The 16,729-nt window shown below is 48.2% G+C and carries 20 protein-coding genes and 1 pseudogene; 17 read left to right on the forward strand and 4 right to left on the reverse strand.

Annotated elements, in window-relative coordinates; all coding sequences use genetic code 11:
- The 10 genes and pseudogenes from H591_RS16100 to H591_RS0106980 all read left to right on the forward strand — a co-directional run.
- Nucleotides 1-255: pseudogene (locus H591_RS16100) on the forward strand (group II intron reverse transcriptase/maturase); the annotation flags it as partial.
- Between the two features lie 188 nt (nucleotides 256-443).
- A complete protein-coding gene (locus H591_RS15040) occupies nucleotides 444-662 on the forward strand; it encodes a hypothetical protein (RefSeq protein WP_156853150.1) in 219 nt (72 codons plus the stop codon).
- Nucleotides 663-767: 105 nt separating this feature from the next.
- Nucleotides 768-1,184: a WapI family immunity protein gene (locus H591_RS0106945; RefSeq protein ID WP_022966227.1), complete on the forward strand. Its 417-nt coding sequence runs from the start codon at nucleotides 768-770 to the stop codon at nucleotides 1,182-1,184.
- Between the two features lie 133 nt (nucleotides 1,185-1,317).
- Nucleotides 1,318-1,575 (forward strand): type II toxin-antitoxin system Phd/YefM family antitoxin, encoded by a 258-nt coding sequence (locus H591_RS0106950; RefSeq protein ID WP_022966228.1) that lies wholly within the window; start codon nucleotides 1,318-1,320, stop codon nucleotides 1,573-1,575.
- The gene (locus tag H591_RS0106955) at nucleotides 1,563-1,865 is read left to right on the forward strand and encodes a type II toxin-antitoxin system RelE/ParE family toxin (RefSeq protein WP_022966229.1); all 303 of its coding nucleotides are present in this window, start codon (nucleotides 1,563-1,565) and stop codon (nucleotides 1,863-1,865) included. The genes H591_RS0106950 and H591_RS0106955 overlap by 13 nt, the downstream gene beginning before the upstream one ends.
- Nucleotides 1,866-2,014: 149 nt before the next feature.
- Nucleotides 2,015-2,185: a hypothetical protein gene (locus H591_RS16060; RefSeq protein WP_022966230.1), complete on the forward strand. Its 171-nt coding sequence runs from the start codon at nucleotides 2,015-2,017 to the stop codon at nucleotides 2,183-2,185.
- Between the two features lie 228 nt (nucleotides 2,186-2,413).
- A complete protein-coding gene (locus tag H591_RS0106965; RefSeq protein ID WP_022966231.1) occupies nucleotides 2,414-2,704 on the forward strand; it encodes a DUF3817 domain-containing protein in 291 nt (96 codons plus the stop codon).
- Nucleotides 2,705-2,919: 215 nt separating this feature from the next.
- Complete coding sequence (locus tag H591_RS0106970) at nucleotides 2,920-3,138, forward strand: hypothetical protein (protein WP_022966232.1); 219 nt, start codon at nucleotides 2,920-2,922, stop codon at nucleotides 3,136-3,138.
- A 272-nt stretch (nucleotides 3,139-3,410) separates the two neighbouring features.
- Entirely contained in the window at nucleotides 3,411-5,060 is a 1,650-nt protein-coding gene (locus H591_RS0106975) for an NAD(P)/FAD-dependent oxidoreductase (protein WP_028244251.1), read from the forward strand.
- A gap of 88 nt (nucleotides 5,061-5,148) precedes the next feature.
- Entirely contained in the window at nucleotides 5,149-6,075 is a 927-nt protein-coding gene (locus tag H591_RS0106980) for a patatin-like phospholipase family protein (protein WP_022966234.1), read from the forward strand.
- Between the two features lie 97 nt (nucleotides 6,076-6,172).
- Here H591_RS0106980 and H591_RS0106985 read toward each other — a convergent pair whose 3' ends face one another.
- Together H591_RS0106985 and arfB are read right to left on the reverse strand one after the other, a co-directional pair.
- Nucleotides 6,173-7,411, reverse strand: coding sequence for an MFS transporter (locus H591_RS0106985; RefSeq protein ID WP_022966235.1), 1,239 nt, complete (start codon nucleotides 7,409-7,411; stop codon nucleotides 6,173-6,175).
- Between the two features lie 171 nt (nucleotides 7,412-7,582).
- Complete coding sequence (gene arfB, locus H591_RS0106990) at nucleotides 7,583-7,996, reverse strand: alternative ribosome rescue aminoacyl-tRNA hydrolase ArfB (RefSeq protein WP_022966236.1); 414 nt, start codon at nucleotides 7,994-7,996, stop codon at nucleotides 7,583-7,585.
- A gap of 578 nt (nucleotides 7,997-8,574) precedes the next feature.
- On the opposite strand from arfB, the gene H591_RS0106995 reads away from it, so the two are divergent.
- From H591_RS0106995 to H591_RS0107010, 4 genes are all read left to right on the forward strand, one after another.
- Nucleotides 8,575-9,225, forward strand: coding sequence for a hypothetical protein (locus tag H591_RS0106995; protein WP_022966237.1), 651 nt, complete (start codon nucleotides 8,575-8,577; stop codon nucleotides 9,223-9,225).
- A gap of 381 nt (nucleotides 9,226-9,606) precedes the next feature.
- A complete protein-coding gene (locus H591_RS0107000; RefSeq protein WP_022966238.1) occupies nucleotides 9,607-10,872 on the forward strand; it encodes a DUF2254 domain-containing protein in 1,266 nt (421 codons plus the stop codon).
- 333 nt (nucleotides 10,873-11,205) lie between these two features.
- Nucleotides 11,206-11,928 (forward strand): FAD-dependent oxidoreductase, encoded by a 723-nt coding sequence (locus tag H591_RS0107005; protein ID WP_028244253.1) that lies wholly within the window; start codon nucleotides 11,206-11,208, stop codon nucleotides 11,926-11,928.
- Nucleotides 11,929-12,036: 108 nt separating this feature from the next.
- Nucleotides 12,037-12,333 carry a 4a-hydroxytetrahydrobiopterin dehydratase gene (locus tag H591_RS0107010; RefSeq protein WP_022966240.1) on the forward strand — a complete coding sequence of 99 codons (297 nt, stop codon included), beginning with the start codon at nucleotides 12,037-12,039 and terminating at the stop codon, nucleotides 12,331-12,333.
- A 127-nt stretch (nucleotides 12,334-12,460) separates the two neighbouring features.
- Here H591_RS0107010 and H591_RS0107015 read toward each other — a convergent pair whose 3' ends face one another.
- Complete coding sequence (locus H591_RS0107015) at nucleotides 12,461-13,204, reverse strand: class I SAM-dependent DNA methyltransferase (protein ID WP_022966241.1); 744 nt, start codon at nucleotides 13,202-13,204, stop codon at nucleotides 12,461-12,463.
- Between the two features lie 262 nt (nucleotides 13,205-13,466).
- Between H591_RS0107015 and ilvD the strand changes: the two genes are divergently transcribed.
- A complete protein-coding gene (ilvD, locus tag H591_RS0107020; protein ID WP_022966242.1) occupies nucleotides 13,467-15,149 on the forward strand; it encodes a dihydroxy-acid dehydratase in 1,683 nt (560 codons plus the stop codon).
- Between the two features lie 86 nt (nucleotides 15,150-15,235).
- Here the strand turns inward: ilvD and H591_RS0107025 are convergent, their stop codons facing one another.
- Entirely contained in the window at nucleotides 15,236-15,649 is a 414-nt protein-coding gene (locus H591_RS0107025) for a carboxymuconolactone decarboxylase family protein (protein ID WP_022966243.1), read from the reverse strand.
- Nucleotides 15,650-15,891: 242 nt separating this feature from the next.
- Here H591_RS0107025 and H591_RS0107030 point away from each other — a divergent pair, with 242 nt between their 5' ends.
- Both H591_RS0107030 and H591_RS0107035 read left to right on the forward strand, forming a co-directional pair.
- On the forward strand, nucleotides 15,892-16,089 hold the full coding sequence (locus H591_RS0107030; protein ID WP_022966244.1) for a CPXCG motif-containing cysteine-rich protein: 198 nt from the start codon (nucleotides 15,892-15,894) through the stop codon (nucleotides 16,087-16,089).
- Between the two features lie 33 nt (nucleotides 16,090-16,122).
- Nucleotides 16,123-16,698 carry a DUF1415 domain-containing protein gene (locus H591_RS0107035; RefSeq protein WP_022966245.1) on the forward strand — a complete coding sequence of 192 codons (576 nt, stop codon included), beginning with the start codon at nucleotides 16,123-16,125 and terminating at the stop codon, nucleotides 16,696-16,698.
- Nucleotides 16,699-16,729 lie beyond the last annotated feature (31 nt).

A 16,729-nucleotide genomic window follows, 5' to 3' on the forward strand; every position in this document is an offset into this window, starting at 1 on the left:
ATAGCTGAAGTGCTGAGCCCTCTGCGTGATGTGGATAAATGGATTCGACGACGATTGCGTAGTTATATTTGGAAGCAATGGGGGCGCAAAGGCTATCGGATGCTCAGACGCTTGGGTGTTGATCGATGGCTGGCATGGAATACTGCTAAGTCGGCTCATGGCCCGTGGCGACTGAGCGCAAGTCCTGCTCTTTACCGGGCGCTACCAAACAGATACTTTAAGAACTTGGGGCTGCCAGAACTGGCGGCAAGATGAAATTTAAAGAGATTTGAACCGCCGTGGTACGTGACCCGTATGCCCGGTGGTGTGGGAGGAGAGACGTCGTGAGGCGTCTCCCTATCCCAATTAGCTGCTTTCACGGTGTTCCAACCATGCCTTTTCCTGACAATCTAGGCACAATTGCTTGCCCCTGTGTCATTTCTGGCTCCAAGCCCGTACTCTTCGTGTCTCATGGAGGAGGCGATTGGCAAATGTACTGCCATTGGAAAAATCACAACTTTGAAGACCATGAAGTTCTCAAGACACTCTCAGTGGTTCATGTCGCACACTTGGTCGCTCGTGACGCCACCATAAACGAGGTGGCTGATCTCCCCGCTGATATGGGTGCCGAAAGAACACATGTCGGTGCCATGTGGCAACGCTATGAAGACGAAGACGATTAGTCATCTCCAACACGCAGCTAACACTACGGTCAAAGCCGCTCCCTTTGGTCGCTGGACGCTGCGCGATAAAGCGCCGCGCCGCGCCCCTTACCTTCGACGTTAGTTATGCACAACATGCAGATAGTAAAAATTGGCTTAAATTCTGAGTTTTTAAAACTGGAAATTCCATCTGAGTTTTCGTCTGAAGGTTGGGCGCAAATTTCTGCCGAAATCAACACTAATAATTTCCACGGCAATATTAGTCCCTGGATTGAGGACGCTGATGTTTATAATTTTTTTAACTCATTGGAAGAATTATACAAATCGTTAAAGGGTACGGCTTCATTTGAGCCTAGAGAAGAGCAATTCACTTTCAAGCTTGAGGCTAAATCTGGCGGTCACATAGAAGTGGCTGGGGCAGCATGGTCAGAGGCTTGTTACGGTAGTAAACTTGAGTTCTGTTTTTTGCTTGACCAAACATTTTTGTCAGAGCCTTTAAAAAGGCTAGAGCTTTTAGTTTCACAGTTAAAAGCAAATGCTTAAAAAAACGCTCAAGCACCGCGCACTTGGTGCCTTGTCAGTTTTTAAGTCGCGCTCCAGAGTGCCGTTAGGTGCAATTGCGTCACCTGAAAAGTGATACTATAGTGTCACTATCAAGTTGGCTCAGGGTACTCTCATGAAAGTTGAACTCGTTACAAATCTTAAGCGTCAAGCGACAAGAATTTTGGCTGACTTACGTTTGACGAGAGAACCTGTACTGATTACAGAGCATGGTCAGCCGTCCGCTTATCTCGTCGATGTGAAAGATTACGAGTTTATGCAGCGTAGGTTGGAGCTACTTGAAGGGCTCTCACGCGGGGAGCGTGCTGTACTGGAGGGAAGGACGTACAGCCAAAACGAAGCCAAGAAGAAAATGAGTAAATGGCTGAAGTAATCTGGACGGAACCCGCTCTTCAAGAATTAGATGATATTGCTGAGTACATCGCTCTGGACAATGTGGCGGCTGCAAGCGCTTTGGTTAAGGAAGTGTTCGGTAAAATCCATCGTTTGGAAATGTTTCCGCAATCTGGTCGAATCCCAGCCGAACTACCCAACTCAATCTACAGGGAAGTTGTCGTGCCACCTTGTCGTGTTTTTTACCGTGAAGAAGAGAGTCGTGTGTTCATTCTTTATGTTATGAGGGAGGAGCGGCAACTTCGTGCTTACATTTTGGAAAATAGCTAACAAGCGCTTAATATGACGGGGTTTCGCTGGCGCTTAAAGCGCATCGCTATGTTCGGCGCTGGGGCAAGCGTTTGAGAATTAACTAAGAGCCTTCCGCATGCTCGGGAGTGCTCCACATGGTTTGCGGTCGATGTTCCGCATGAGGTCTTATGTCAAAAAAAGTAGTCACATTCGAGTACGAAAAAGAAACAAAAAACAGTGTCCGCTACAAGGAAGTTCCTGAGGAAGGCACGGCGCCTATCGTCGGCTCTTTGTATGTGCAGAAGTGGTTTGCGGGTGATAGCAAAACAATTGAAATCACCATCGACAAGAAAGACTAACCAGCAGCACAAAAGAACAGTTGCAGTGAGTGTTGGCTTGCGCGAGCGGGTTTTGCTGATGGTAGGGGTTTATCTGTGCTCATTTATATCTGCTTGTGGGGTATTCATCCTAGAGCTGTGGTGTAATTGCAGTTGTTCGCGCGTCGTGGTTTTTGCTGCCGTTTATTCATTTAGCTAAACGATGCTAGCGGCGTTATGTCCCTCCAGAAAAGTCTTAAGGAATGCTCAATGCTAAAGTTTTTTAGAATCGCCAGTGTGTTAGAGGGCGTTTCTTATCTGATTATCTTGTGTGTAACGCTTGGTTTTATTGATCGAGCCTATGTCTTCAACATTGGCATGACTCACGGTGCGTTGTTTGTTTTGTACTTTGTTTTGTCATTGCTGGCATCACACAAACAAGGCTGGTCGGTGGTGGTCTGGTTGCTGGTGCTTTTGGCTGCGTTTATTCCTTTCGCTTTTATACCTGTGGAAATGTTTCTACAAAAAGAACTGCGTAGAAGTAAAGTGCTGGCGAGCTAAGCCATTACAATTGCGGGTTGTTAGGTTTTGATCATACGTTGTCTGAATCGGGGCGAACTTCGCAGACGATGCAGCGATTATTAAGCTACTTGGGTCTCAATTTGGTTTTTATAAAAGCACTTGTACAGATCAAAACATGATATTAATGGTCTGAAACTCGTTCGCCTTGACGCCGTTGGTGTTGAGATTGGGACATATAACCAAGGAGTTCAACAATGAATGCAATCAAAATGTTTGCGATCGCTCTGATCGTAGTCGGTACTCTTGGTTTGGCTTATGGTGGGTTTAGTTATACAAAAGACACCACTGTGGTCAAACTAGGCTCAGTTGAGTTGACCGCCAAAGAAAAAGAAACCGTTAACATTCCCATGTGGGCCGGAATCGCCGCAATTTTTGCTGGTGGTTTAATGTTGGTTGTCGGTACTCGAAAGTAAGTCTAGCGAAACGAGCTGTGGCTTCTTAGGTGCCTAGGCAAGATTCGAGTGATATTGGTTTTCAGTCAGCAAGAGCACCTCTGGTTGTTTGGGGTCGGTGTTCTTGTTTGGCTTCGCAGTCTTTTCTCACTTCATAACTTCACTGATTCGCCGTGCAGCGAGACGCCTAGCGGTGGTCGTTTACTGAAGTAATGATGTGACACGCTATCTTTATCGGTAGCATTTCTAATATGGATGACCATCGGTCTATGCAGCAGGCAGTACATACAATCATGTTAAGACTTACCAACGTTAAATTACCTTTAGATCATTCCAGTAGTGCCTTAAAGCAAGAAGTTATCCGCAAGCTTGAGTTACAAGAAGGTGAGCTTCTTGATTTCTCGGTTTTCAAAAGAAGTTATGACGCCAGAAAGTCAGATGATATTTTCTTGATTTATAGCTTAGATGTAGAGCTCACGGCCCCTGCGCACAAGCGTTGTTTGGCACAGTTTGCTGGCAACGATTCGGTTAGGCCCAGTCCTGACATGAGCTACAAGTATGTTGCTGATAAACCCGCAAACTTCCCCCAAGCGCAACAGCTGCGTCCAGTGATTATCGGTTTTGGTCCTTGCGGTATTTTAGCTGCCTTGTTGTTAGCGCAAATGGGTTTGAAACCTATTGTGATTGAGCGCGGCCAAGATGTCAGACAGCGCACTAAAGATACCTGGGGTTTGTGGCGCGACAGAGAGCTTAATGAAGAGTCGAATGTGCAATACGGCGAGGGTGGGGCGGGAACCTTCTCTGATGGCAAGCTGTATACGCAGATCAAAGATCCAAAATTCTATGGCCGTAAAGTTTTAACTGAGTTTGTTAAAGCTGGCGCGCCAGAAGAGATTCTCTTTGTCAGTAAGCCGCACATTGGTACGTTTAAATTAGTCAAAATGATGGAAAATATCAGAGCAGAAATTATCGCCTTAGGTGGTGAAATTCGCTTTGGTGAAAAGCTTGCCCACTTGAATATTGAAGATCAACAAGTGACAGGGCTGACCTTAAACTCTGGCGAAGTTATCAATACGCAGCACGTTATTTTGGCCATCGGTCACAGTGCTCGGGACACTTTCCAGAGCTTGCTCGAAAGTGGTGTTTATATCGAAGCCAAACCTTTTTCGGTTGGCTTAAGAATCGAGCATCCACAGTCTGTGATTGATAAAGCCCGATTTGGCGTAAATGCGGGTAACGAAATTTTAGGTGCAGCTGACTATAAGTTGGTTCATCACTGCCAAGACGGGCGAAATGTTTACAGTTTTTGCATGTGCCCTGGCGGTACTGTGGTGGCGGCTGCGTCTGAGCCAGGCAAATTAGTGATCAATGGTATGAGTGAGTATTCGCGCAATGAGCGTAACGCCAACTCAGCGATTGTTGTCGATATTAATCCTGCTCAGGATTACCCACAGCATCCGCTAGCTGGGATTGATTTGCAGCGTCAATTGGAAGAGAAAGCCTTTCTAATGGGCGGTGAAAACTACAATGCTCCAGCGCAGTTGGTGGGTGATTTCTTAGCCGGTAAAGCATCGGAGAAAATCGGTAGCGTACAGCCTTCTTACAAACCTGGAGTGACGCTCAGTGACTTGAGCCAACTGTTGCCTGACTTCGCAGTTAAAGCGCTTAGAGAGGCGATTCCAGAGTTTAATAAGCAGATTAAAGGCTTCTCTATGTACGATGCCGTTTTGACTGGTGTGGAAACACGCACTTCATCACCGGTCTGCATTAAGCGCGACAAGGACAGCTTTATCAGTATCAACACTAAGGGTTTATACCCAGCCGGTGAAGGCGCAGGTTACGCTGGCGGCATCTTGTCGGCAGGTGTGGATGGCATCAAAGTGGCCGAAGCTTTAGCGCTGGATTTGTTAGGACAAGCTCGCGGTAATGTTATTAAAAACTAGAGCGTTGATTGCTTAATGCTGCGATAGATGCCGATCAACTGCCTATACCCATGTCACCATTATGCTGCGCAGGTTTGGAGAGTTGGCCATGACATCACGATTTTTCAGCGCCCTACGAAGTCTGCTCAAGGCGCTGGAGAAATCCAGCGCCAATCTTGAGACTCGACCCACTATCGGACTGGCGCTGGGCTCGGGTGGTGCCAATGGCTTGGCGCATATTGCTATTTTGCAGGTGTTTGACGAGCTGGGTATTGTGCCTGACCGTATTACCGGCACCAGTATTGGCGCGGTGATTGGCGGGCTCTATGCCGCTGGATTGTCTGCCGAACAGATTAAAAATATCTTTGAAGCTGTTGCCGGCTCGCCGCTGGATGGTCTTTTGGGGCTGGTTAAATCAGATGTGAAGCTGGTGGATCTTATGCCGTTTAGGCGCAATGGTTCGGGGCTGCTGGATTCAACCGGCTTTTTAAATCTCCTTGCCAGTTACACGAAAGTTAGAGCTTTCGAAGAGTTACGTATCCCGCTTCAAGTGGTGGCCACTGACTATTGGACAGCAGATAGTGTGGTGCTTACTACGGGTGATTTGTTCCTCGCCATCGAGGCAAGTATGGCGGTGCCCGGATTATTTACGCCAGTGCCTTACGCTGAGCATCTGTTGATCGATGGTGGCACGTCGAATCCGTTGCCTTTCGATCTATTGCAGGGCGAGGTTGATCTGGTTATTGCTGTGGATGTTTCGGGGAATAGTCAGCCTGATCTTGGTCAGGAGATCGGCTTGAGCGACACGTTATTTACTAGTTTTAAAATCATGCAGCAAGCTATTACTCGGCAAGCGCTGCGCCGTCAGGCGCCAGATATTTTGCTTAGACCAGAAGCCTTAGGTGTACGTCTAGCGCACTTTCATCGTATCCACGAGATATTAATCGCAGCTAAACCTGCTGCCGCCGCGCTGCGTGAGTTACTTGAGGATGTATTGGCTAACTCGCCTAAGCCAGTGTCGCCGACGCCTCTGTAAAATAGTCAGCGTTGTGCTTTGACTCTGAAGTGAGCACAGTTGATGGGCTGCCAATGATTGACGCAGCATCTTTTGGCATGACACAGCTTCGGTCAGACTACTGACCATTAGACTGTTGTTTGACTGTGATAAGCGCGCCTTGCGCATCCATTTCTAAGCGTAATTGTCGACCTGCGAGAAGAGCCATCGAAACGGCAAAGGCTAGAATCGTCAGCAATAACCAGGTAATCCCTTGAATGCTAATCTGCGCATCAATCATCAAACCGAGAATTAACGGACCCATCGCCGCCAGGGTATAACCGCCGCCTTGCACCAGCGCAGAGAGTTCACCGGCAATTTTGGCATTGCCGCTGCGCAGTACGATCAGCGTGAGTGCGAGACTGAATGAGCCGCCTTGGCCAAGCCCCAGCAGAATCGATCCAGGCCAGCGCAGTGTCGTAGGGCCAAGTAATAACATCAGCAGACCAATACCGACCAGCGCAAGCGTGGCGATTAATGCCGGGCGCTGATCTTTACTCATGCGTGCGAGCCAAGGCGCGGCAATCGCCGAAAACAGTTGGATAAATATGGATGCGCTCATCAGCCAGCCGGCTTCATGATCACTGTAACCCTGCTTAACCAAAAGTGTTGGTAGCCAGCCAAAGACGATATAGGCCAGTGAGGATTGGCTGCCCATCAGCAACATCACCTGCCAAGCCAATGGATTGCGCAGGAGGGCGCGAGCGTGGCCATGGGCTGTTTTAAACTGCGGGTCTGCAACCGGTTGCGGCATGATCAGCCACCAAGCCAGCAGTGCGGTCAGAGCTAAGCTGGTCCAAGTCATGAGGCTAAGCGACCAGCTGCCCAGCGCATTGGCCAATGGAATGCTCAGACCAGCACCTAACGCGCCGCCTAAACAGAGGGCCATGGTATAAACGCCGGTCATGAGATCAGCGCTGTCGGCCAGTTCGCGTTTCACCAGTGCGGGTAATAGTGTTCCCAAAACACCAATGGCGGCACCGATCAGTAGCGTGCCCAGATACAGCATTGGTGCATTGCCAAATCCGCGTAGCGCCAGTCCTGTGCTGAGCACGATTAAGCCCAGCGCAAGGCTGCGCTCCATGCCCAATCGACGTGCTAACCAAGGCGACACGGGCGCAAAGAGACCAAGGCATAGCACAGGTAGAGTAGTCAGTAATGACAGGGTCAGTACCGACAGCTCGCCTTCGCCTTCGATGCGTGGCAAGAGCGGTGCCAGCGATGAGAGTGCAGGACGCAAATTGAGACCGACCAGAATCATTAATAGAATAAATTTGAGACTGCTCGGACTTTGGCGATGGCGAGTGATGGGTAGCATGCGAATGTATAAGCTCCTTATGATTTTGAGCTGTTGCACGAAGTCTGGTCGAAAGAAAAGGCTGACAGGTGCGGCCTCGATTGTAACGAGCCTTACGCTAGAGTCTTGGCTTGTGCTGGGCTAACCCTATTACGCTTTAGTGGGCAGAGCAATTGTCACTTTAGAGTGTGTCTAAAAATCGATCTTGCCGCGTAGTGATTTGGTCATGCCGCGCTGAGTTTTTTGATCAGTACGTTTGCGCCGTGCGTTTTTGCTGGGCTTGGTCGGCCTTCTGGTTTTACTGATGAAGGTGGCCGCTATTATAAATTGCTGCAGACGTGCGAAAGCATCTATTTTGTTTTTTTCTTGGGTGCGAAACTGCTGCGCTTTGATGATCAGCACGCCTTCTTTACTGATGCGGCTGTCTTTGCTTTCTAGCAACAGTTGCTTGTGCATGTCGCTCAAGCTTGAAGCGTTAATATCAAAGCGCAGATGAATCGCCGAAGACACTTTATTGACATTTTGCCCACCCGCACCTTGCGAGCGTATCGCGTTAATCTCGACCTCGCTGTCTTCAAGGCTAATGCTATCGCTGATAAAAATCATGGCAGGTCTACGGTTAAAAGAATCAAGAGTGGCTGCTCATCATAAGCCATTACAAAACAGACTGTTAGCTTGTGATCTTATACGAAATTTTTTTGCTTAAATTGAGTAAAATAAACAAGTAAAACAAAATCTTATGCTTTGTAAAAATCGTATTTAGCGTGCTGTTTTGAATCACTACAATCCAGCGTTATGTACACACAGGGAATCGGTGAAATTGAAAAAATTAATGTTATATGGTTTTTTAGCTTTAGTTCTTAGCGGTTGCACTTGGACGGCAGCAACTGAAATATCTCCAGGGCAATATGCAATTACGAGCCATGGCAGTGTCGTTAATTCCCGAGAAGGGCTGTTGAAAAAAATAAATAGAAAAGCCGCCAAGGTCTGCAAAGGAAGCTCGTATCGATTGGAGGGAGACCCTAATGCAAACATGTTAACCACAACACGAACTCAGTATGGGGACACACCTACGACTATTCTCGGTCTGACTGCAATTTGTGATAGCGACCAAAAATAAGTGAATGATGCACTCAAGAGAGTCAGCTAAGTGCTTCTATTTGGCTTGGTGCTAGGAGTCAGTGATGAAAGCGTTTTTTGTACCTTTAATAATTGCTTTGTCTTTGCTGGGCTGCACGAATGCGCCTGTAGCAAAAAATCAAAATCATTCTGTAGAACCCAAGTATGCGCAAGCATATAGATACGCTTATATGGCTTTGCAGGAAGGAAATTGGCCTGCATATCAAAAAATGATGCGTAAAGTTATCGATCTGTCGACCAGTGAGGGTGCTTCACCAGAACGCCGGGCAGTATTCTGGTATGAGTATGGCCGCGCTTCGGGAGTGGTTTGTGCATGGAATGATGCAGAGTTCGCGCTAACCGTGGCACGCAATCTTGATGCCAAAACAGGTGGGCCAGTACATCAGTCGCTCAGTGAGCTTGGACGAATGAATGTGGCTAGGAAAGAGTATATAAAAGCTGTCGATAACTTCACCTTAGCAATGGAAGCTTGGGCTGACTATCACAAGAAAAACTCTGAACATGAGCAGACCAGCGACTTGAGTAGAGCCGCAGTACTCGAAGATTTTGCCTATGCTCTTGAGCAGCTAGGCAGACAGCCCAGTGAGGTAGAAAAGCTTCGTAAAGAAGTGGCGGTGATTCGTAATGAAAATGCTGAGAAGGGCGATGTGCATGCAGACCAGACCCCTTATGCAACCCAATGCTCAGTGCTTTAATAAATGCTCAGTGCTTTAATAACTGTAGGTCGCAGCTTTAGCTCGACATCAGCGCTGCAAATTACCAATACACGCATAAAGCAGCAGGACTGTGTCGGCCTAAAGGCGCGACCTACAGCCGTACAAGCCGCTATTTGCATCCTCGTTGTCTTCAAGGCTAATGCTATCGCTGATAAAAATCATGGCAGGTCTACGGCTAAAAGAATCAAGAGTGGCTGCTTATCATAAGCCATTACAAAACAGACTGTTAGCTTGGATAAACTGAGTTAGAGTAGGTTGTATAAAGGGTGAGTGCTGAGCGATAGATTTTACCATGCGCCACTTGAGCGCCGTTAAGGGCGTGCTTGCCGATTGCTAGCATAAGTAACCGAGGACTGAACAATGGGTGATCGTTTAAGGTTTTTCTTCAATCGCATCCGTGAGCGACTGTGGATCAAGCCGCTGGTGGTTTCAGTGCTATCTGCGGTCACGGTGTTTTTGATTAAGATGGTCGATACCGAAGCTCTTGGTGAGTTAGTCCCGACGGTTTCTGAGCAGTCGATCAAAACCTTGCTGACGATTATTACCGGCAGCATGTTAATGATTGCCACTTTTGCTGTGGGCTCAATGGTTTCTGCCTATGCATCGGCGAGTAATAACGCCACGCCGCGCTCATTTTCTTTGATCATTGCCGACGATGGCTCGCAGAATGCGCTCTCGACCTTCATTGGTACTTTCATTTATAGCGTTGTCGCGTTGATTGCCATGGAGAATGGCTATTACGGTGAAGCCGGGCGTTTTGCGCTATTTGTTTTAACCTTACTGGCGCTCACCATCGTCATCGTGACCTTTGTGCGCTGGGTTGACCGTATCGCTCGGCTGGGGCGTCTGAAAGGAACCATCGAGAAGGTTGAGGAGGCTGCGGCAGCGGCGATTCAGCGCAGACGCAGTGCGCCAACCCTTGGTGGTGTGCCAGCGCCACGACAGGCTGAGCCTGAAGGTCAAGCTGTGTATAGCGACGCCATTGGTTATGTGCAGCAGATCGATATTGCGGCTCTGCAGCGCTGTGCGGAAAAATTAAAGGTACACATCACTGTGACGGCGTTGCCTGGTGCGTTTTCAGCGCCTGGGCGTGCGCTGGCTTTTATCACCTCCGATGCGAATGATGTTGTCGCCGTTGACACTCAGTCGATCAGTGAAGCTTTTCTGATCGGTGATGATCGCAAGTTTGAAGAGGATCCGCGCTTTGGCCTTGTGGTTCTGTCAGAGATCGCAGGACGCGCTTTGTCTCCAGCGGTCAATGATCCAGGTACCGCGATCTATATTGTCGGTGTGTTTGTTCGGCTGTTTGCGCAGTGGTCTAAGCCTGTTGCAGACAGTGAGAGTGATAGCTGTGAATATGATCGTGTTGCGGTGCCAGAACTTTCTGTCCACGATATGTTTGATGATGCTTTCACTGCCATTGCCCGTGATGGTGCTGGCGCAGTAGAGGTCACAGGGCGACTGCAAAAGGGTCTTGCATCGCTGGCAACTCTCGATGATGTCGCGATGCGTGATGCGGCACTGCGCCATTCGCGGATGGCGCTGGCCCGAGCAGAAAGCGTGCTGCGGTTGTCTGAAGACCTACAGACCGTTCGTAGTTTGGCCAGCTTCGCCAATGAGCGTTAAGCAGCAATCTAGAAGGGTTTATCAGCAAGCTGTAACGCGCAACCGCTTTTAGCACGATTGTGGTGATTGATATTGATCAAGCGCTTTGCTTACGCACTCTGCAATCAACAGACCTTTGCTTGAGTTTTATTGGTATCTGCAGTACTTCTATTCTTGAGTGCAGAATAAAACCTGCAGCAAGATGGCTATGCTGTAACAGCGTTTAGCACATCTGTGCAGGTCAGTATTTAGCATGGCTCGCAAGGCGTTTAGACCGGTTCTTCCGGTTGGCTGGTTTCAATGTTCGGTCGCTTCGCAGGCCATACCTTTCGCTCGAACAATGAGGATTTCAGCATGCCTGTCTATAACGTTAAACTCATCCGTAAAGAAGACATCGCCGATGGCACCATGGCGTTTTATTTTGAGAAGCCTGAAGGCTTTAGCCATAAAGCAGGTCAGTACGCTGACCTTACTCTGATCGATCCGCAGCAAACCGACGCCGAAGGTAACGTGCGCACCTTTACCTTGGCCAATGCGCCCTATGAAGATGCTTTGATGTTTGCCACCCGCATGCGTGATAGCGCTTTTAAACGGGAATTAAAAACAATGCCGATAGGGGCAGAGATCAGTCTCGATGCGCCGCATGGCACGTTTACGCTGCACAATAAAACCGATGTTCCAGCGGTATTTCTCACTGGAGGTATTGGTTTGACACCTGCTCGAAGCATCATTTTACAAGCGGCGCACGACAAACTTGCGCATAAGATTTATCTGTTTGATTCCAATAAAAGGCCAGAAGATGCAGTTTTTCTGGACGAGTTAATGGCAGCGCAACACGACAATCCCAACTACACTTTTATTGGCACAATGACGCAGATGGAAAAATCTAAGTGCAGCTGGGATGGCGAAACCGGTTTAATCGACGAAACCATGCTGACGAAATATGTTGGCGACTTGAACGTACCGATTTACTACATCGTCGGGCCGCAAGGCATGGTGTACGCCATGGTTGAAATGCTCCTCACTGCTGGAGTGGATGATGACAATATCCGCACCGAAGAGTTTTTTGGCTATTAAGCTTGGGCGCGGCAGAGTAATCGTAAAGCGCCTAGAAAATAGAAGACTACGGGGATGAATACTGTATCCCCGTAAAGAATTGCAATGTTGCACTGATTAGAGGTGGATATGATCGAGAAACTGAGTCAACAAGCGTTAGATTCTGCACTGCAAGAATTGAATGAAACAGTCGATAAAGCCTGGCAACTTAAAGAAGGCAAGTTGCATAAAGAGATTAAGTTCGCTGATTTTGTTGCGGCATTTGGTTTTATGAGCCAAGTCGCGCTGCTTGCGGAGAAAGCCGATCACCATCCTGAATGGTTCAATGTCTACAACAAAGTAGCCATCAGTCTGACCACGCATGATGCTGGCGGTATCTCAACGAGGGATTTTGCTTTGGCTGCAGCAATAGAAAAGCTAGGCTAAGCATAGGTTGGTTTTGTCTGTGACAGTAACGCAGAAGTAGGGCGCGTTTGCCGTGCAGAGTTGCACTCTTTGCGCTGACTCTGCTGCGCTCCATGCGCAGTGCTATTTAAATGCTGCAGAGTCTGCCTCAAATCTTCACGCAGGTGAAAAGAGCGTTGCCAGAAACGCTGTCCCAGGGAATGATTTTTTCATAGTCGTGCTCAAAGATATGGACTTCAAAGTAAGGCTGCAAGATGTCTATGAGCTCGGCAAAGCTCAAAGCGACCATGGGGTGCTCGTCATGCCAAACCTGCGTGCCTGTGGCGTTGGCTTTTTCAATACTGACTTTTAACGACTGCTTTTCGCCATGGCCAGAGTAATGCCAGCCGGAATTAAAAGTGAAACGCTCGCCGGCATGATCCACAGTGTGTTTGGCAAATAAAGCGTTATCGATTTTGTTCTTATCCACGACGTTAAAACAGAAAACGCCATCTGCTTTTAACCCGCGATGAACGCTGGCTATACAGGCTTTGAGCTTTGCCAGATCGGCGTTGTAATGGATCGAGTACAAAAAGCAGGTGATTAAATCGACGGGCTCAGCCATGCAGAAAGCGCTCATGTCTTGCAAAGAAAACTGCGCTTCAGGGCAGCGCGCTGCGGCAATATCGAGCATCGGCTGATTAATGTCTAAGCCACTGCTTTGGTAGCCTAAATCAATAAAGTAACGAACGTGCGGACCGGTGCCGCAGGCTAAATCAAGATGTGTTGTGCCGGCATTGCCGAAGATCTGCTGCAGTCGGTGCACCGCATGACTTTGCGCTTGGTAGTCGATACCTGCGCACATTAAATCGTAATAGCCTGAAAGGTCGGTATACAGTGCGTTGGCGGACATGGGAGCCTGCAATTGAGCTGAAGTATTTTGGGTGGCGCATAGTAAGCTAATTGCCACACTTTGCGAAGCAGATCGGCGCGTAAGGCGCTATAACTGCTGTTTTATGGATGTTTATAGCAGCCCGCTGATAATTTCTGACCGATCGACCTAGGTTTTTAGGCATGGCCGCAGCGACTTAACGCAGAGAATCTGCATCCACCCAGTATGCTTGCGCTTTATTTGTGTCTATAGTTGACTGAATTACTATGTTATTGGAGGCGTTATGATTAAAGAAGACGACACGGGCAGAAAGTACTCGGCTATTTTGGTCGATGGTATTCAAAAAGCCCCAGCCCGTTCGATGTTGCGCGCAGTTGGTTTTGATGACGCAGACTTTAAACGCCCGCAAGTCGGCATCGCTTCCACTGGCAGCCAAGTCACGCCGTGCAATATGCACATCAACGGTTTGGCTGAAGAAGTTGCCAAAGGCGTATATTTGGCGGATGCAAAACCCATCGTCTTCAACACCATTACCATTTCTGATGGCATTGCCAATGGTTACCAAGGCATGAAGTATTCCTTGGTGTCGCGTGAGGTGATTGCTGATTCCATTGAAACGGTTGCCGGCTGCCAAGGCCATGATGCGGTGATTGCCATTGGTGGCTGCGATAAAAATATGCCGGGCTGTTTAATCGCCATGGCACGCCTCAATCGTCCAGCGCTGTTTATTTATGGTGGCACCATTCAGCCGGGTAAAAATCACACTGATATTGTTTCGGTGTTTGAAGCAGTGGGTGCTCATGCACGTGGTGACTTAAGCGAAGCAGAAGTGATTGCCATTGAAAAAACGGCTATTCCAGGGCCTGGTTCTTGCGGCGGGATGTACACCGCTAACACTATGGCAACGGCGATTGAAGCCTTAGGTATGAGCTTGCCTGGCAGTTCTGCACAAGAAGCTATATCGCCAGAAAAGCGTGAAGATTGCCGGCTTGCTGGGCAGGCGATTCGTTGGTTATTGGATAATGATATAAAACCCAGCGATATCATGACCCGTAAAGCCTTTGAAAATGCCATTACTCTGGTGATTGCCTGCGGTGGATCGACCAATGCTGTTCTGCATTTATTAGCCATGGCCGATGCAGTCAATGTGGAGTTGAATATCGATGACTTCACCGAGATTGGTAAGCGTGTGCCCGTCTTAGCTGACTTGCGTCCATCCGGTCGTTACCTGATGTCTGATCTGATTAAGATTGGCGGTATTGCACCACTGATGAAACGTCTATTGGATAAAGGCTTGCTGCACGGTGATTGTTTAACAGTGAACGGCAAAACCATCGCCGAAAACCTTGCCGATGTGGTCGATTATCCAGACGGCCAAGACATTATTATGCCATTCGATACGCCGCTGAAAGCTGACAGTCATTTACGCATCTTGCGCGGCAGTATTGCACCGGACGGTGCAGTGGCGAAAATCAGCGGTCAAGAAGGTACGAAGTTCAGCGGCACAGCGCGAGTGTTTGATTCAGAAGAAGCCTCCATGGCGGCCATCTTAGACGGCACTGTGGTGTCGGGCGATGTTATCGTGATTCGCTATGAAGGCCCGAAAGGCGGTCCAGGTATGCGCGAAATGCTTTCGCCAACTTCAGCCATTATGGGGCGCGGCTTGGGAAATGAAGTGGCGCTCATTACTGACGGACGTTTCTCTGGTGGCAGTCATGGTTTTGTGGTGGGGCATATCACCCCAGAAGCCATGGTTGGCGGGCCGATTGCGATCATCGAAGACGGCGATATGATTACGATTGATGCCGAAAACAATGAAATAAATCTTGGCGTTTCGGCTGCGGAAATTGAACAGCGTTTGCGCGCATGGACTGCCCCCAAACCCAATGTGCAGCGCGGCGTGTTGGCGAAATACGCTAAAACTGTTGGCTCAGCATCTGAAGGTGCAATCACCGATAGGTTTTAATCTACTGCTCAGTAACTGGCCGAGCACCACGGCCAGTTGTCTTCACGTAAACTCAAAAACGCAGAAGCAGGTAAGCTCTGCGTTTTTTATTTAAAGGCAGAGGTGTCGACGGTTATGCCTTGCTCTTGGAAGATGTCTTTAGCGACAGTTAGAGCATTCAACACGCTAGGAAAACCGGTGTAAGGGATCAAGTGCATAATGCAGCCGATGATCTCTTCAGGGCTTAAACCCACCGTCAGCCCCGTTTTAATATGCATACCGATTTGCGGTTTACCTTGGGCAACCAGCGCGGTAATGGTGGTTAATACCTTTTGCTTGTTATCCAATCCCGGACGCGAGTAGATTTCACCAAAAGCGAACTCAACAACATATTTGCTGAGGTCTGGGGCAATATCTTTAAATGCTTCACCAATATCCATTGCACCTGTTGGGTTGTCATCTGGCGAGGCGGTCAGCTCTTGAATTTTATTGATGCCTTTTTGATACAGATCGTCAGCCATGTTTTAAATCTCCGTTAATGCTCGGTTGATGTGATTAAAAGTGTTGTGAGACTGTTTTTAATCAGCGTTAAGCGAGAGACTACCTAAGACACCTGTGGTTTTATAGGGCAGACTCTTTTCCCTTAAGGGCTTCATCGCGCTTTACTGTAGGTAGCGTGCGAGGTTGCATGAAGAGTGTTGCGGATTTTAGTCAGTCGCCACATCTGGCTATATGACTTACTGTCGAAGCGAGCGAGAAAAGTATGGGATTTTTAATCGAAGAAACAGTGTATTGCCCTTATTGTGGCGAGGCGCTTGAAGTGCTGATTGATCCGCAAGAAGCAGGGCAGCAATACACTGAAGATTGTCAGGTTTGCTGTAAGCCAATCCTGTTTAATGTCGGAGTTGATGCCATGGGTAATTTATCGGTATCAGTACAGGATGAAAACGAAACCTATTAGTTGCCGATGGGTTCGGCATTATTTGGAAAAAACATGACAGACCTAGAGAAGTTAGCCCGCATGGAAAATGATGAAGAAATTATCCTTGCGGTGCGTCAGTGGGTGGAAACCTTTGTTGTCGGCATGAATCTTTGCCCCTTTGCTAAGCGCGAGTTGGTCAAAAATCGTGTACGTTTTGTCACGACTGCAGCGACAACAGCAGAGCAGCTATTGCAGGTCTTGCAAACAGAGCTTGAGCTACTTAATGCTGACCCGTCAGTGGAAACAACCTTGCTGATTCATCCTGCGGTATTGCAGGACTTTTACGACTTTAACGATTTTCTTGGTTGTGCCGACATCTTGTTGTTGGATATGGAGTTGGAAGGCATCTATCAGGTGGCCAGTTTTCATCCAGATTATCAGTTTGGCGGCACGCGGCCAGGCGATGCGGAAAACTACACCAATCGTGCGCCATATCCAGTGCTGCACTTGTTGCGTGAAGAGAGTCTGGAGCGTGTGATTGCTGACTATCCTGACGTTGATGATATTCCCGAGCGCAATATCGAGCTTATGAATAGCTTAGGGCAAGACAAACTTCAGGCCTTGTTAAAGTCGTGTTTAAAGCCCTAAAGTTTTGCAGACGTGCTCTGCGCTTAAAAGC

Source organism: Denitrificimonas caeni DSM 24390 (assembly GCF_000421765.1).
GTDB classification, from domain to species: domain Bacteria; phylum Pseudomonadota; class Gammaproteobacteria; order Pseudomonadales; family Pseudomonadaceae; genus Denitrificimonas; species Denitrificimonas caeni.

Excerpts from the sequence above, each read along its gene's own strand:
- H591_RS0106945 (WP_022966227.1), top strand. The coding sequence starts at position 768 with ATGCACAACATGCAGATAGTAAAAATTGGCTTAAATTCTGAGTTTTTA.
- H591_RS0106950 (WP_022966228.1), top strand. The coding sequence starts at position 1,318 with ATGAAAGTTGAACTCGTTACAAATCTTAAGCGTCAAGCGACAAGAATT.
- H591_RS0106955 (WP_022966229.1), top strand. The coding sequence starts at position 1,563 with ATGGCTGAAGTAATCTGGACGGAACCCGCTCTTCAAGAATTAGATGAT.
- H591_RS16060 (WP_022966230.1), top strand. The coding sequence starts at position 2,015 with ATGTCAAAAAAAGTAGTCACATTCGAGTACGAAAAAGAAACAAAAAAC.
- H591_RS0106965 (WP_022966231.1), top strand. The coding sequence starts at position 2,414 with ATGCTAAAGTTTTTTAGAATCGCCAGTGTGTTAGAGGGCGTTTCTTAT.
- H591_RS0106970 (WP_022966232.1), top strand. The coding sequence starts at position 2,920 with ATGAATGCAATCAAAATGTTTGCGATCGCTCTGATCGTAGTCGGTACT.
- H591_RS0106975 (WP_028244251.1), top strand. The coding sequence starts at position 3,411 with ATGTTAAGACTTACCAACGTTAAATTACCTTTAGATCATTCCAGTAGT.
- H591_RS0106980 (WP_022966234.1), top strand. The coding sequence starts at position 5,149 with ATGACATCACGATTTTTCAGCGCCCTACGAAGTCTGCTCAAGGCGCTG.
- H591_RS0106985 (WP_022966235.1), bottom strand. The coding sequence starts at position 7,411 with ATGCTACCCATCACTCGCCATCGCCAAAGTCCGAGCAGTCTCAAATTT.
- arfB (WP_022966236.1), bottom strand. The coding sequence starts at position 7,996 with ATGATTTTTATCAGCGATAGCATTAGCCTTGAAGACAGCGAGGTCGAG.
- H591_RS0106995 (WP_022966237.1), top strand. The coding sequence starts at position 8,575 with ATGAAAGCGTTTTTTGTACCTTTAATAATTGCTTTGTCTTTGCTGGGC.
- H591_RS0107000 (WP_022966238.1), top strand. The coding sequence starts at position 9,607 with ATGGGTGATCGTTTAAGGTTTTTCTTCAATCGCATCCGTGAGCGACTG.
- H591_RS0107005 (WP_028244253.1), top strand. The coding sequence starts at position 11,206 with ATGCCTGTCTATAACGTTAAACTCATCCGTAAAGAAGACATCGCCGAT.
- H591_RS0107010 (WP_022966240.1), top strand. The coding sequence starts at position 12,037 with ATGATCGAGAAACTGAGTCAACAAGCGTTAGATTCTGCACTGCAAGAA.
- H591_RS0107015 (WP_022966241.1), bottom strand. The coding sequence starts at position 13,204 with ATGTCCGCCAACGCACTGTATACCGACCTTTCAGGCTATTACGATTTA.
- ilvD (WP_022966242.1), top strand. The coding sequence starts at position 13,467 with ATGATTAAAGAAGACGACACGGGCAGAAAGTACTCGGCTATTTTGGTC.
- H591_RS0107025 (WP_022966243.1), bottom strand. The coding sequence starts at position 15,649 with ATGGCTGACGATCTGTATCAAAAAGGCATCAATAAAATTCAAGAGCTG.
- H591_RS0107030 (WP_022966244.1), top strand. The coding sequence starts at position 15,892 with ATGGGATTTTTAATCGAAGAAACAGTGTATTGCCCTTATTGTGGCGAG.
- H591_RS0107035 (WP_022966245.1), top strand. The coding sequence starts at position 16,123 with ATGACAGACCTAGAGAAGTTAGCCCGCATGGAAAATGATGAAGAAATT.